We start from the raw sequence: 14518 nt of genomic DNA on the forward strand, positions 1-14518 counted from the left end.
TGTGTCCATTGCCCCCCCCCCCCCCCCCACCCCCCCACCCCCCCCCCGCCGCCCCCCCCCGCCCGCCCCCCCCCCCCCCCCCCCGCGGGCCGCCCCGGCCCCCCCCCCCCCCCCCCCCCCCCCCCCCCCGGGCCGGCGCGCCCCCCCCCCCCCCCCCCCCCCCCCCACGGCGTCAGTGCGGCTGGCCATCAGGCGCCAGCGGGCACCGCATCCAGCTCGACAACCTCAGGCCGTTTCAACACGGCATACAACACGCCTGTCACCACACTGCCCGCCACGATCGCCAGCAGGTAAAGCAATGCATGGTTGATCGCATTGGGGATCAGCAGCACGAACAGCCCGCCATGGGGCGCCATCAGTTTGCAGCCGAAGAACATCGACAACGCCCCCGTCAGCGCGCCGCCGACGATGCTCGCAGGGATCACCCGCAGCGGGTCTTTGGCGGCAAACGGAATCGCGCCTTCGGAGATGAAGCACAGCCCCAGCACGAACGCCGCCTTGCCCGCTTCACGCTCGCTCTGGGCGAACTTGCGGCGGGCGATCAGCGCGGCGATGCCCATGCCGATCGGCGGCACCATGCCCGCGGCCATCGCAGCGGCCATCGGTGCGTAACTCTGGGACGCCAGCAGCCCCACCGAAAACGCATAGGACGCCTTGTTGATCGGCCCGCCCAGGTCCACACACATCATCGCGCCGAGCAACACTCCCAGCAGGATCGCGTTGGTGGTGCCCATGCTGTCGAGGAACAGGGTCAGCCCTTCGAGCATGCCGGCCACCGGCTTGCCGACCACGTAGATCATCACCAGACCGGTGAACAGGCTCGCCAGCAGCGGAATAATCAGGATCGGCTTGAGCGCTTCGACGCTGGCCGGCAGCCTTGCGTAGCGGTTGATCGCAGCCGCGCTGTACCCGGCCAGAAAACCTGCCACGATGCCGCCAATGAACCCGGCGCCCAGGGTGCTCGCCAGCAGGCCGCCGATCATGCCTGGGGCAAGGCCGGGCCGGTCGGCGATGGAATAGGCGATGTACCCTGCCAGCAGCGGCACCATCAGCTTGAAGGCCGCATCGCCGCCGATCTGCATCAAGGCGGCGGCCAGCGTGCCCTGCTCCTTGTAGGCAGTGATGCCGAACACGAACGACAGCGCGATCAACAGGCCGCCAGCCACCACCATTGGCAGCATGAACGACACGCCAGTCAGCAGGTGCTTGTAGACGCCGGTTTTTTCTTTCTTTCCGGGCGCCTTGGCGACAGAAGCCGACGACTCGACCTCCCCTTCTGCCAGGGCTTTTTTCAGGGTCGCTTCCGACTGCTTGAGGGCGATGCCGGTGCCGCAGCGATAGATTCGCTTGCCGGCAAAACGCTCGGTCGCGACTTCGATATCAGCCGCCAGCAGCACCACGTCCGCCTCGGCGATGGCCTGAGCGCTGAGCGGGTTGCGTGCGCCGACGGAACCCTGGGTTTCAACCTGCAACTCAAACCCGAGCTTCTTCGCGGCCTGGGCAATCGCCTCGGCGGCCATGAAGGTATGCGCCACACCAGTCGGGCAGGCGGTCACCGCCACCAGACGCGGCACCTTGCCCACCGCTGCTTGCGCCTCGACAGGGGCGCTGGCGGTATGGACGCTGGCCTGCTCGTTGGCTGAACGCAGGAAAGCGTCGACATCCTGCAACGCCTGGGCCGGTGTCGATTGAAACAGCCGCTTGCCGACAAAACGCGCCAGGTCCAGCGGCCCGGTATTGACCACCAACACCCAATCGGCGGCCTGGATATCAGCGGCAGACATCTGCTTTTCGGGGTGACGCGGGTCGTGCACTTCCACGCAGGTGCTAAAGCCCTGTCGCTGGGCCGCCGCATCGAGCAGACGGGCGCTGAGGACGCTGCTGATCTTGCCGTTCGGACAGGCCGTAACGATGGCTAACTTCATCACACTTCCTCTCTTATAGATTTAAACGCTACACGTAGCAGCACGGCTTGCCGGCGGGGGCGTCATAACTGTGACGAAAATGGTGTCTGATACACCGCTCCCGCCGGCAAGCCGTGCTGCTACGGATTACAAGGCACGCAGGCTGACGCCGCCTTCCAGCCGCTTGAGTTGGGCCTTGTCGTTGATGCCAAAACCGATCTGGGTCACGGCCATCGCTGCAATGGCCGTGGCGGTGCGCAGGGTTTGCTCGGGCGTGTGGCCGCTGATCAAGCCGTGCACCATACCCGCCAGCAACGAATCACCGGCACCCACCGTACTGGCCACGCTGACCTTGGGCGGCAGCGCCTGCAGGCACGCCTGCGAACTGAACCAGTGCACGCCCTCGGCGCCCTGGGAAATCACCACGTGCTCGATGCCGCGCTGACGCAGCTCCTCGGCGACCTGGGCCTGGGCGGCAATGGAAATGATCGGGGCGTCCAGCGCGTCGGCCAGCTCTTCGGTATTGGGCTTGATCAGCCAGGGCGACGCTTCGAGCCCTGCGCGCAAGGCCTGGCCGCTGGTGTCCAGCGCCACTTTCAGGCCCTTGGCGGTGAGCATCTGCAACAGCGCCTTGAGCCACTGCGCATCGACACCGCGCGGCAGGCTGCCGGCCACGACGACGGCGTCGAAATCCCCGGCGATCTGCTCGACCCGTGCCGCCAGCGCCTGTTGCGCCTCGAAGCTGACGTCCGGGCCCGGGCCGTTCAAATCGGTGATTCGGCCGTTGGTTTCCGCCAGCTTGATGTTGCTGCGGGTTTCCCCCGCCACGCGCACGAACTCGTCGACGAAACCACGCCGGGCAAACAGCGCCTCGAAGGGTTGCTGATTGTCGATGCCGAGAAAGCCGGCCACGGTCACCTGGTGCCCGAGGTCGGCCAGCACCTGAGCGACATTGAGCCCCTTGCCGGCGGCATGGGTGAGCATGCCTTCGCTGCGGTTGACCTGCCCGACTTCCAGGTGACCCAGTTGCACGGTCAGGTCCAGCGCCGGGTTCATGGTCAGTGTCAGAATCTTAGCCATTACAGCCCCTCCACGAGGGCACGTACTTGTGCGGCGCTGCCGACCGCCAGCGCGTTCTGCGCAAGCGTGCGGGCCCCGCTGAAATCCAAATCGCGCACACAGGCCTTGACCTCGCCAATGCTGCGCGCCGCGACACTCAATTCATCCACGCCCAGGCCCACCAGCACCGGTACGGCCTGCGGATCGGCAGCCAGCTCGCCACACACGCCGACCCACTTGCCGTGGGCATGGGCGGCGCGCACGGTGATGTCGATCAACTGCAACACCGCCGGGTGCAGGCCATCGGCCTGGGCCGAGAGCGTCGGGTGGCCACGGTCGATGGCCAGGGTGTACTGGGTCAGGTCGTTGGTGCCGACGCTGAAGAAGTCCACTTCCTTGGCCAGCACCGGCGCCAGCAGCGCGGCCGACGGCACCTCGATCATGATCCCCAGTTGCAGGTCCGCCACCGGGATTTCAGAGCGCAGGCGCTCGGTCATGTCCCGCGCCTGACGCCATTCCTCGACGGTGCCGACCATGGGGAACATGATCCGCAACGGGCGGCTGTCGGCGGCACGCAGCAAGGCGCGCAATTGGCTTTCCATCACGTCAGGCCGTTGCAGGGTCAGGCGAATGCCACGCACGCCGAGGAAGGGGTTTTCTTCCTTGTCGATGGGCCAGTAAGGCAAGGGTTTGTCACCGCCGACGTCCAGGGTACGCACCACCAGCGGACGGCCTTGAAGCTCGTCCAGCACGCGACGGTACTCGGCTTCCTGAGTCGCCTCATCCGGCGCGGAACTGTGTGCCATGAACAGCAATTCGGTGCGCAGCAGGCCCACGCCTTCGGCGCCCTGCTCTACCGCTTTCGCAGTGCCGGTGCTGTCGCCGATGTTGGCGCAGACCTCGACCTGATGGCCGTCGCGGGTGATCGCCGGCTCCATGCGCAGCGCCGCAGCCGCCTTCAAACGTGTCTCGCGGGTGTCGCGGTCGAGCAGCGCCCGTTGCAGGGTGGCCTCGTCAGGCGCGACGTCGAGCCGGCCACGCTGGCCATCGATTAACAGCAGCGTGCCGGACTTGATCTGCAGCACCGCATCGCCCGCCCCCACCAGCGCCGGAATCCCTAGCGCCCGCGCAACGATGGCGCTGTGGGCGGTGGCGCCGCCCCGTGCGGTGAGAATGCCGGCGACCCGGGCCGGGTCCAGCCGCGCAACATCTGACGGCCCCACTTCGTCCATCACCAGAATGTACGGCTCCTGTGGCTCGACCAGATCGTCGACGCCGCAGATCTGCGCCAGCACGCGACGGCCCACATCACGCAAATCGGCAGCGCGTTCAGCCAGCAGCGCGTCCTTGAGTTGTTCCTGCTGCACCGCCGCCGCCTCAACCACGTTGATCCAGGCCGCAGCGGCACTCTCGCCCTGCTTGAGGCGCAGGATCACTTCATCGACCAGTTCGGGATCGTCGAGCATTTCCTGGTGGGTGATGAAAATCTCGCGGATGGCCTTGGCGGTGCTGCGCTGGATCAGCTCACCGATGTCTTCGCGCACCTGCGCCAGCGCCGACAGCAGTCGCTCGTGCTCGACGCTCTGGGACTGGCCCTTGAGCGGGTAATCAATGACAGGCAATACATGCACATGGGCAGGCCCGACCGCGATGCCGGGCGCGGCAGGCACCGCCTGGATCTGCGAACCGGCAGCCGGGGCGCTCTTTTCCAGGACAATGGCGGCAGGCGCGGGTGCAGCCTCGGCAGGCAGCGGCTCGATGTCCTCGCCCAGGCCTGCCAGCACCGCAGCCACCAGGGCAGGCAGCGCATCAGCGGCAATACCGGGCTCGGCGATGAACTCCAGGGTCTGGCCGCGACGCACGCCCAGGCTCAGCAGCTTGCTCAGGCTTTTGACCGACACCGGGCTTTCCGTGGACTCGACCACCCGCACCCGCACATCGCCCTCGAAGCCCTTGGCCAGTTGCGCCAGTTCCTTCGCCGGGCGGGCGTGCAGGCCGTGGGCGTTGGCCAGCTTGACCTGCGCGCTCGGCCAGTCCGGCGGCACATCGCCGCCCAGAGCCTGCAATACCGCACGGCTGCTGGTGGCCTGGCCCAACTCGCTACCGCGACCTTCGATCAGCAGCGCGCACAGGCGTTCGAGCAAGGCCTGATGGGATTCGCCAAGGCTGGCCAGGCAGAACAAACCATTGAGCGGCTGGCCCAGATGGCGCATGGGTTTGTCCGGGGTGACGAAGGCCAGGCCCGGCTTGTTGACGGTCTGCTCGCTGTGCAGCCACCACAGGCCATCGCCCAGCGGCAGCGGTTCGGCCTGTTGCAGGATGGCGGCGAAACCGTTGCTCACGCAGTCGGCCTTGCGCAGCAGCCGGGCACCGCGCCAGACCAGCTCTTCGAAGTCATCGACCGAGGCGCCCAGGCAGATCATCTGCGCATCCAGCGCCAGCTCTTGAGGTGCGCCCTGCAGCAGTTTGAGCAGCGCCTCGGGTGTCTTGGCCTGACGCAGCGCTTCGCCAAGGTCGGTCTCGCCCAGCGCACGGGTGAGCAGTTGCAAAAGGCGCAGATGCTCATCGGATTTGGCGGCGATGCCGATGGCCAGATAAACCATCTGTCCATCGCCCCAATCCACGCCTTCGGGAAATTGCATCAGGCGCACGCCGGTGGCAAATACCTGGTCGCGGGTCTGCGGGGTGCCGTGGGGGATGGCGATACCCTGGCCGAGAAAGGTCGAGCCTTGCTGCTCCCGCTCCTGCAAGCCTTGCAGGTATCCGGGTGCGACCAGTTGGTCAGCGACCAGCAGGTCAGCGAGCAATTGCAGCGCGGCGGGTTTATCCACAGCCGTCTGGGCCATGGAAATTTGCTCAACGGTGAGTTCGAGCATGCCTTTCTCCTTCGCAGCGCACGGTTGCGCCCTGATTCTTGTTTTGGGGCCGGTGGCGGCCCGATGATTTCGCTGTACAACGTCTTGGCATGTGACCAGCGATTTAGCTCGATTACAGCCATAAATACGCTTGCTGAATCGTTTAATCTAAATTGGCGGGCACGTTACTCGATAATCTCTGCGGATTGAAGCTCATCTCATCGATTGATGTGGGAAGAGTCCTTAAAAAAACCGGAAGCTTCCTGCATTGCCATGGTCTGCTGTAATGATGACCGCGAATCAGCGAAAATCCCGGCGCATGCCATCACACAAGGAAAGCCCGGCTTGAAACTCAGTGATATTGCGCGTCTGGCGGGTGTCTCCGTGACCACCGCCAGCTACGTGATCAACGGCAAGGCCGAACAGCAGCGCATCAGCAATGCCACGGTCGAGCGCGTGCGCGCGGTGGTCGAGGCCCACGGCTTTCGGCCCAACCCGCAAGCGGCCGGCCTGCGCAGCCGCCATACCCGCACCCTGGGTTTTATCCTCCCGGATCTGGAAAACCCCAGCTATGCCCGCATCGCCAAACAGCTGGAGCAAGGCGCCCGCGCCCGAGGTTACCAACTGCTGATCGCCAGTTCCGACGATGATCCCATCAGCGAGTTGCAGTTGTTGCAACTGTTCCGCGCCCGCCGCTGCGATGCGCTGTTCGTCGCCAGTTGCCTGCCTGCCAGTGACGACAGCTACCGCGAGCTGCAAAAACACGGCATCCCGGTCATTGCCATCGACCGCGAAATGGACCCGGCGCACTTCTGTTCGGTGGTCAGCGACGACCACGACGCCAGCCAGCAATTGACCCGCAGCCTGCTGGAAACCCGCCCACGGCACATCGCACTGATCGGCGCCCGTCCCGAGCTTAGCGTCAGTAAAGCCCGCGCCAGTGGTTTCGAGGACGCGCTTGAAGGCTTCGAGGGCTCGGTCATCATCGAGCACGGCGAGTCCTTCAGCCGCGACACCGGCCTTGCCATCGCCGGGCAGATGCTCGACCGGCTGGGGTATTTTCCCGATGCGCTGGTCACCACGTCCTACGTGCTGCTGCAGGGTGTGTTCGACCTCTTGCACGAGCGTCGTCTGAATCCGGAGCAACTGCATTTGGGTACCTTCGGTGACACCCAGTTGCTGGACTTCCTGCCGTTGCCCGTCAACGCCATGGCCCAACAGCATCACCTGATCGCTGAAAAAGCCCTGGCCCTGGCCCTCGACGCCGTGGAGAAGGACGAGTACCAGCCGGGCGTGCACGCCATCGTCCGTACCTTCAAGCAGCGGATTCACGAGGCCTGAGCGTGCAACTGATCGACACCCACACGCATCTGGATTTCGACGACTTCGATGCCGACCGCCAGAACGTGCTCCAGCACTGCAAGCAGTTGGGTGTCGAGCGCATGGTGGTGTTGGGGGTCTATCAGCGCAATCTGCAACGGGTGTGGGACCTGGCCCTGAGCGAGCCCTCGGTTTACGCGGCGCTGGGCTTGCACCCGGTCTATCTGGACGAACATCGCCCCGAGCATCTGCAGGAACTGCGCGGCTGGCTGGAGCGCCTGGCGGGGCATCCCAAGCTCTGCGCCGTGGGCGAGATCGGCCTGGATTACTACATCGAAACCCTGGACCGGGATCGACAGCAAACGGTGCTCGACAGCCAGCTGCAAATGGCCGCCGATTTCAACCTGCCGGCGCTGCTCCATGTGCGCCGCAGCCACGCCGACACCATCGCCACGCTCAAGCGCTTCAAGCTCAGGCGCGCAGGCATCGTCCACGCCTTTGCCGGCAGCCGCGAAGAGGCCAGGGAATACCTCAAGCTGGGCTTCAAGCTCGGCCTTGGCGGCGCCGCCACCTGGCCCCAGGCGCTGCGCATGCACCGGGTGCTCAAAGAGTTGCCACTGGACGGCGTGGTGCTGGAAACCGACTCCCCGGACATGGCGCCTGCCATGCACCCCGGCCAGCGCAACAGTCCGGAGCATCTGCCGGAGATTTGTGTGGCGTTGGCCGAGATCATGGAAGTCGCGCCTGAACAACTGGCTCACGCCAGCACCACCAACGCCAATGGGGTGTTTGGCTGGGCGTGAACACTGATGCCCAATAAAACGCCTGCAACCTCGTAAGGAAACTCCTACTTACCGCTCCACCATTACCTACATCCCCAACATCTGACACGCCCTCAGATGCGCCCGCCGCGGCCTTTGAATTGCCCCTGCTTTCCATCTGGAAATGATCAGGGAGATGCCAAGTGGATTTCTGGGGATTCGTACCCTCCTGGTACAACATCGAAGACAGCATTACCCACGAGTTGGGCTATCAAGGTCAGGGAAACTTTCGAACTCACCTCAACGAACAGATCTCCAAGATCGCCTTGGTCCTGCGTCGACTGGAAAACACCAAGACAGCGTTTCATCGTGCCGAGTGGGAAGCTGGCAGGCAGCTTCGCCAACGCTTCGAAGACATTGAGATTTCAAGTGTTCTGACAGAGTTGCTGGGCACTGTCACCCAGATGGCGATGATCATCGCTGCCAGCGTGCTGACCTCAGGGGCCATCGGTGCCGGTATTGGCACACTCGCTGGTGGAATAGGCGCTCTGCCTGGCGCAATGGCAGGTGCAGCGGTTGGCGTGCAAGCCAGTGCGTTGATTCTGGGGGCGCTGGGCCTGGCTTCGGTGGCAGAGTTTTTCATTGACGGCCTGCCCGCCATTGCCAATCACTATGTGCGTGGCATTTCGACTGTTTGGGATGGAACACGCGGCAACGAAGGTTTGACGCCGTCCAGCGAGGACGACCCGTTCGCCATCGACCAGGCGGCCGCTCACATAGCCCAAGGGCACGTCGAAATGGTGGTGCTCTTGCTTGGCGCCATTGTCGCGTACCTCACGCGAGGCCGTGGCAACATCGCGGTGCTGGCCAGCGAAATGGGCGCCAGCGCAAAAGGCGGGCGTCTGGCGCAGTGGATGCTCAAACATCAGGAGGCCCTGAAAAAGCGTCGTGACCTACAGCCACCCGAACCACGCCACAGCTCACCACTGTTGCCGAATCCGAGTCCTGATCCACATCGTCCGAGGGATTCTCCCAGCACCCGAAAACCACTGGGCATGCCGCCGCACAGGGTGCCCTGCTTCAGCGCAGACAAACTGCACTACAGCAAAATTCCGGAGTTTGATCGGCAGTTGGGTGGTCAAGAAAAGGGATTGAACAATCTGACCGTGGAGGAGTATTTGCAGGGGCGCAAGGCGTTCAAAGCCGGGGAGACAATCAGAGATCCGAAGGTTGCGGCTGATGCTCGTAAGAATTTGACTCAGTACTTCAAGACCAAACACCGCAAAGACCTTTTTTCGAAGGGGATGAGCTTTGATCAAGCGGAACACATTGCGGAGAAACTGGCGAACGACAAAATGAGCACTCTCGCAGCACTCCACAATCCGGATCTGGTTGCAGGAGGAAAAGACAAGATATCTGACTTTGGAGATCGACGAGTGAACTCAAGCATCGGAGCTCAATGGCGTAAACGAATAGACGGCCTTGACGAAGCCGCCAAGCGAGTCGATTTGAACTAGCGGGCGACGCTCAAGATAAATTCAAAACTGACACGATGCGTGTAGAGGGTTGCATGGAAGATTACTTCGAGCATTTTTTGAAAAAGATGGGAGCGCCTATGGAATGTAGCTTCCCTGAAAAGTCTACATTGGATAAATACCAAGGCAAGTTGCCAGGCCAATTACTTGAACAATGGGCGGAGCACGGATGGAGCGGTTATGCCGATGGTATTTTCTGGACCGTAGACCCGGCGCAATATGAAAGCGTGATCCGGGACTGGTTGAAAAATTCCGGTATTCCCGCAGCGGATTATTACCACGTCATCGCCAGAGGAGCTTTTGGTGACCTCTACCTCTGGGAGGAGAGCGCAGGCCACACGCTCAAAATTTCACTTTGTCACGCTCGATATTACGAAGATAAAAAATCAATCCCGTCGACTGAGTTTGACCAAGAAATCAGAATGTTCTTTGCATTCATGGACCGGGACGATAACGATTTCGATGACCTGTTTGAACAGGCGTTAAAAAAACTCGGCCCATTAAAAGCCGACGAAATGTACGGCTTCGTCCCCGCCATCGCCCTCGGAGGCCCAGGCGAATTCAAGCATCTGCAAAAGGTGAAAATCATCGAACATCTGGCTTTCCTTTCCCAGCTCTCTCCGCTGGCTGACTGGGGCTTTCCGGACTATGAAACCATCCTGAAGCTGACGGAATAAGCATGTCACCCAAACGTATCCGGCCAGCGCAAAGCTCCGGAGCACTTGCCGGATATCTGCCGGGCATTGGCCGAGATCATGAACGTCCCCCCCGAGCGCCTCGCCCAGGCCAGCACCGCGAATGCCTGCGAGTTGTTCGGCTGGTCCTGAATTAAATTGCACTTCGCTAAATTGTAAAAAGAAATTTCAAACCGCCGCTGCGGTCCCTTGCTTATCTCCTCTGAATTCGCGAAGGACGCCGGTCATGAAATTCTCCAAGTTCGCCCAGGCCTTGTCGAAATGGACGGGCAGCCCCCGGACATTCCTGGTGGCAGTGCTGCTGATCTGCATCTGGGCCGCCACCGGCCCGATGTTCCACTACAACGACACCTGGCAACTGATCATCAACACCTCGACCACCATCATCACCTTCCTGATGGTGTTCCTGATCCAGAACACCCAGAACCGCGACACCGATGAGCTGCACATCAAGATCGACGAGTTGCTGCGCGTGACCAAGGACGCCCAGAACGCCGTGCTCAGCCTGGACAACCTCGACCAGAACGAACTCAGGGCGCTGCGCAAGAAGTACAAGGCCATGGGAGACCGCGAAGATTCCGATCACACCAAACCCTTCCCGGCGTGCGACGCGGATCAATCGGCTGCGGACCATTAATCAGCCCTCAAGGAACTCAATGGCGCGCCGGCCTTCTTAACCTTGAGTCCGGCGCCAATGGATGCCGGCTCTTGTAGGAGCGCGCTTGCCCGCGACTGGGTTGTGCCATTCAACCCATCTGTTAATGACACACCGCCATCGCGGGCAAGCGCGCTCCTACAGGGCTATGTTTGCAAGATGCCATCCAGGAGCTCACCCATGAGCGGATCACGCAGCACTGCAAAGTCTGAAGTCGTTCTGCTGGCTACCCACAAGAAACTGGCGACCCACGAAACCGTGGTGCAGCAGGCATTGGCAAAGCGCATTGCCAAGCTGCTGGGGGCCGAATTCGTCGGTGCCTACGATCCCGCCCTGCATCAGGGACATGCGCTGTACTACATCCCGTCCGACACGTTGATCGGCAAACATTCGGGCGATGCGCTGAATATTCGTACCGTCGATGACTTCTTCGGCGGCTTGATCGATTTCCCCTTCATGGCTACCAAGGCCATCTCCCACCCGCTGCTCAAGGACGCCACCGCACGGCCCGATGGCTGGTCCGAACGCTTCTTCGAGGATGCCGCAGACGCAGTGCTCACAGGCTTCAGCGTCTTCAACGAAGCCGACGCCCAGCGCGCTGGCCGCCAGTTGCTCAAGGCAGGCCCGGTGCGGGTCAAGCCGGTGCTGGCAACCGCCGGGCGCGGGCAAGTGGTGGTCACCTCCGAGGGCGAGCTGCAACAGGCTATCGACGCCCAGGACATGAGCGAAGTCGAAGAATGGGGGCTGGTGCTGGAGGAGGATCTGAAGGACGTCATCACCTACAGCGTCGGCCAGGTGCAGGTCGCGGGTATGACCGTCAGCTACCACGGTACCCAGAGCCTGACCGAAGACAACAACGGCGAGCAGGTCTACGGTGGCTCGCAGTTGTGGCTGGTGCGCGGCGGCTACGACGAACTGCTCAAGCTCGACTTGGATGACGACGTGCGCCGCTCGGTCACCCAGGCCATGACATACGAAAACGCCGCACTCGATTGCTTCCCTGACTTCCTCGCCTCGCGCCGCAACTACGACATCGCCCACGGCACCAACGCCCGAGGCCAGGTGTGCTCCGGAGTGCTTGAGCAATCCTGGCGAATCGGCGGTGCCAGCCCGGCTGAAGTCGAGGCGCTGGTGGCGTTCGCAGCCGATCCGCAGTTGCAACGCATCAGGGCCTCAAGCCATGAAATCTACGGGCCGACCACCCTGCCCGCCCACGCCCATGTTCTCTACGAAGGCGACGATCCCGACGTCGGCCTTATCAGTAAATTCACACAGGTCCAGCCTTATGACCGTTCGCAGTGAAACCATCGACATCAGCGTCAGCGATCAATACATCAGCGGCACCATCCTCACCCCCGGCGCGAAGATGCCGGGCATCCTCTTCGTCCACGGCTGGGGAGGCAGCCAGCAACGCGACCTGTCGCGGGCCAAGAACATCACCGGCCTTGGCTGCGTGTGCCTGACCTTCGATCTGCGCGGCCACGAGCGCACCCATGAGATGCGCACGCTGGTGTCACGCGAGCACAGCATGGAAGACCTGCTGGCCTCGTATGACCGGCTGGCCAGCCATCCGGCTGTGGATAACAACGCCATTGCGGTGATCGGGAGCAGCTACGGCGGCTACCTGGCGACCATCCTCAGCGCCATGCGCCCGGTGCGCTGGCTGGCCCTGCGGGTGCCTGCGCTGTACTGGGACGCCGACTGGGACATGCCCAAGCAGGCGCTGGACCGGGACAAGCTGGCGCACTATCGCCGCTCCGCCGTGACCGCCGCCGACAACCGTGCGCTGGCCGCCTGCAAAGACTTCAAGGGCGATGTGCTGCTGGTGGAATCCGAGCAGGACGACTACGTGCCCCACGCCACCCTGATGAGCTATCGCACCGCTTTCGACCTGGCGCATTCGCTGACCTACCGCCTGCTGGACGGCGCCGACCACGGCCTGAGCAGCGACACCAGCCAGCACGCCTACACCACCTTGCTGACCGACTGGATCAGCGAAATGGTCATCGGCTCGCGCTTGGTGGACTACCCCCATCACTCGGCGGAGTATTCCTGAACCGGCGGTTCATCGAGCAGGGGCAGCGCAAAGAAGAACGAGGCGCCGTGCCCGGTGTTCTGCGCCCAGATCCGGCCTTCGTGAAACTCGATGATCGACCGGCAGATCGACAGGCCCATGCCAAGGCCACTGGCCTTGGTGGTGAAGAACGGAAGGAACAGCGACGGCAAGACCTCAGGATCGATGCCCGGTCCGTGGTCGGCGATTTCCAGGATGATCTCGCCGCCCGCCAGCCAACTCTTGATGTGCAACTGGCGCTGGTGCCGATCAAGCCCGTTCATGGCCTGGCAGGCATTGATCAGCAGATTGATGATGACCTGCTGCAACTGGATGCTGTCGGCCAGTACCGCAGGGTTGCCGGGGCACAGGCTCACGACCGGGACGATATGGTGGTGACTGATCTCGTACTGCACCACTCCGAGGGTTTCCCTGACGATGTCGTTCAAGTGCTCGACGCGGCGCACAGGGTCGCTCTTGCGTGACAGATCGCGAACCCGGCTCAACACCTCGCTGGCCCGCCAGGCGCTTTCCTTGATTCGTTGCAGGGCCGCAAGCGCTTCGGGAATGTCCGGCTCGGGGCGGTCCAGCCAGCGCCGGCAACCGTCTGCGCCACTGTTGATGACCGTCAGCGGCTGCTTGACCTCGTGGGCAATGGAGGCCGTCAGCTCGCCCAGGGTGGTCACTCGGCAGATGTGGGTCAGTTGCGACTGGGTGCGATAGAGCACCTCTTCGGCCAGCACCCGCTCGGTGATATCCGACAGCGCTCCCTGATACTCGAAGCGGTCGTCCTGGGCGAAGATCGGAATGGCGATCAGGTGAATGTGCTTGATGCGCCCGTCCGGCATGACCAGGCGATGACGCGCCTCGATCTGCGGCTCATGGCGAGCGGCGCGCTCGAAAACATCCAAAACCAGCGCATGTTCTTCGGCCGGTGTGCGCGCCAGGATCATCGCGCGGGTTACCGGCATGTCCAGCGGGTATTCGAAGATCCGCGCGGTTTCCGGCGACCAGCTCATGTGCTCGGAATCGGCACTCAGGCCCAAACTGCCGGTCTGGCTCAGGCGCTGGGCGCCGGTCAGGTAGATCTCGTTCTGGCGCAGGGTGTCGGCTGCCTGCTTGCCGCGCATGGCCAGGAAGGCAATCGCCGACAACGCCGTCAGGCAGCGTACGAAACTGGTGACCGAGTCCCAGTCCTGGTAACCCTCGTCGATGAAAAACATCGCCACCACCATCCCCATGCACAGCAGCGAGACGCCGATCACCACACGAATGGAAAAGACATTGGCCGCCATCAGCAACAACGTGAGGTAAATCACCGTGGCCGCGATGTCGCGATGATGGGTTGCGGTGTTGATGATCACGATGCCGACCGCCACCACCAAGCCGATGCCCCAGACCAGCCACTGTTCGTAGCGCCGCTTGCTGAGGTCGATCAACGGCTGACGCGAGGAGGTGCCGCCACTGGACGCCGACGGACTGAAACAGGCGGCCGAATCGAATTCATTCTTGCTGGTGGACCCCGGGATGCTCATGCGCCTGCGCCATCCTTTATCAAACTGGGCAATAGAGGACGTGAGTCTATACGCCGACGGGCTTCAAACGATAAGCCAACTAACCCTGAATTTGCGCCACTCGAAGGCGCTCATTGCCTGAAAAAAAGCCTGCTCCGGCAGGCCGG

The 14518-nt window shown here is 62.8% G+C and carries 11 protein-coding genes and 1 pseudogene; 8 read left to right on the forward strand and 4 right to left on the reverse strand.

What is annotated here, in order from left to right; all coding sequences use genetic code 11:
- Window positions 1-188 precede the first annotated feature (188 nt).
- From ACIPOO_RS18455 to ptsP, 3 genes are all read right to left on the reverse strand, one after another.
- Window positions 189-1925, reverse strand: coding sequence for a PTS fructose-like transporter subunit IIB (locus tag ACIPOO_RS18455; RefSeq protein ID WP_400608831.1), 1737 nt, complete (start codon window positions 1923-1925; stop codon window positions 189-191).
- Between the two features lie 126 nt (window positions 1926-2051).
- The gene (gene pfkB, locus ACIPOO_RS18460) at window positions 2052-2984 is read right to left on the reverse strand and encodes a 1-phosphofructokinase (protein WP_400608833.1); all 933 of its coding nucleotides are present in this window, start codon (window positions 2982-2984) and stop codon (window positions 2052-2054) included.
- Window positions 2984-5839: a phosphoenolpyruvate--protein phosphotransferase gene (ptsP, locus tag ACIPOO_RS18465; protein WP_400608835.1), complete on the reverse strand. Its 2856-nt coding sequence runs from the start codon at window positions 5837-5839 to the stop codon at window positions 2984-2986. The genes pfkB and ptsP overlap by 1 nt, the downstream gene beginning before the upstream one ends.
- A gap of 324 nt (window positions 5840-6163) precedes the next feature.
- Here ptsP and cra point away from each other — a divergent pair, with 324 nt between their 5' ends.
- From cra to ACIPOO_RS18505, 8 genes and pseudogenes are all read left to right on the forward strand, one after another.
- Window positions 6164-7159 (forward strand): catabolite repressor/activator, encoded by a 996-nt coding sequence (gene cra / locus ACIPOO_RS18470; protein WP_400608837.1) that lies wholly within the window; start codon window positions 6164-6166, stop codon window positions 7157-7159.
- A complete protein-coding gene (locus tag ACIPOO_RS18475) occupies window positions 7156-7941 on the forward strand; it encodes a TatD family hydrolase (RefSeq protein ID WP_400608946.1) in 786 nt (261 codons plus the stop codon). Before cra ends, ACIPOO_RS18475 begins: the two co-directional genes overlap by 4 nt.
- 161 nt (window positions 7942-8102) lie before the next feature.
- Window positions 8103-9416, forward strand: a complete 1314-nt coding sequence (locus ACIPOO_RS18480; RefSeq protein ID WP_400608839.1) for a DUF6861 domain-containing protein — start codon at window positions 8103-8105, stop codon at window positions 9414-9416.
- Window positions 9417-9469: 53 nt separating this feature from the next.
- Window positions 9470-10111 carry a GAD-like domain-containing protein gene (locus ACIPOO_RS18485; RefSeq protein ID WP_400608841.1) on the forward strand — a complete coding sequence of 214 codons (642 nt, stop codon included), beginning with the start codon at window positions 9470-9472 and terminating at the stop codon, window positions 10109-10111.
- Window positions 10112-10261 (forward strand): annotated as a pseudogene (locus tag ACIPOO_RS18490) (TatD family deoxyribonuclease); the annotation flags it as partial.
- 94 nt (window positions 10262-10355) lie between these two features.
- Window positions 10356-10766, forward strand: coding sequence for a low affinity iron permease family protein (locus tag ACIPOO_RS18495; protein ID WP_274136467.1), 411 nt, complete (start codon window positions 10356-10358; stop codon window positions 10764-10766).
- A 198-nt stretch (window positions 10767-10964) separates the two neighbouring features.
- Entirely contained in the window at window positions 10965-12086 is a 1122-nt protein-coding gene (locus ACIPOO_RS18500; protein ID WP_400608843.1) for a DUF3182 family protein, read from the forward strand.
- Window positions 12070-12840 carry an alpha/beta hydrolase family protein gene (locus ACIPOO_RS18505; protein WP_400608845.1) on the forward strand — a complete coding sequence of 257 codons (771 nt, stop codon included), beginning with the start codon at window positions 12070-12072 and terminating at the stop codon, window positions 12838-12840. The genes ACIPOO_RS18500 and ACIPOO_RS18505 overlap by 17 nt, the downstream gene beginning before the upstream one ends.
- Here the strand turns inward: ACIPOO_RS18505 and ACIPOO_RS18510 are convergent.
- Window positions 12819-14372 carry a sensor histidine kinase gene (locus ACIPOO_RS18510; RefSeq protein WP_400608847.1) on the reverse strand — a complete coding sequence of 518 codons (1554 nt, stop codon included), beginning with the start codon at window positions 14370-14372 and terminating at the stop codon, window positions 12819-12821. The genes ACIPOO_RS18505 and ACIPOO_RS18510 overlap by 22 nt on opposite strands.
- Window positions 14373-14518 lie beyond the last annotated feature (146 nt).

This window comes from Pseudomonas sp. NPDC090201, assembly GCF_044746825.1.
Classification (GTDB): Bacteria; Pseudomonadota; Gammaproteobacteria; order Pseudomonadales; family Pseudomonadaceae; genus Aquipseudomonas; species Aquipseudomonas putida_AD.

What these genes read in the sequence shown, in the direction of transcription:
- ACIPOO_RS18455 (WP_400608831.1), bottom strand. Translation starts at nt 1,925, where the DNA reads ATGAAGTTAGCCATCGTTACGGCCTGTCCGAACGGCAAGATCAGCAGC.
- pfkB (WP_400608833.1), bottom strand. Translation starts at nt 2,984, where the DNA reads ATGGCTAAGATTCTGACACTGACCATGAACCCGGCGCTGGACCTGACC.
- ptsP (WP_400608835.1), bottom strand. Translation starts at nt 5,839, where the DNA reads ATGCTCGAACTCACCGTTGAGCAAATTTCCATGGCCCAGACGGCTGTG.
- ACIPOO_RS18485 (WP_400608841.1), top strand. Translation starts at nt 9,470, where the DNA reads ATGGAAGATTACTTCGAGCATTTTTTGAAAAAGATGGGAGCGCCTATG.
- ACIPOO_RS18495 (WP_274136467.1), top strand. Translation starts at nt 10,356, where the DNA reads ATGAAATTCTCCAAGTTCGCCCAGGCCTTGTCGAAATGGACGGGCAGC.
- ACIPOO_RS18500 (WP_400608843.1), top strand. Translation starts at nt 10,965, where the DNA reads ATGAGCGGATCACGCAGCACTGCAAAGTCTGAAGTCGTTCTGCTGGCT.
- ACIPOO_RS18505 (WP_400608845.1), top strand. Translation starts at nt 12,070, where the DNA reads ATGACCGTTCGCAGTGAAACCATCGACATCAGCGTCAGCGATCAATAC.
- ACIPOO_RS18510 (WP_400608847.1), bottom strand. Translation starts at nt 14,372, where the DNA reads ATGAGCATCCCGGGGTCCACCAGCAAGAATGAATTCGATTCGGCCGCC.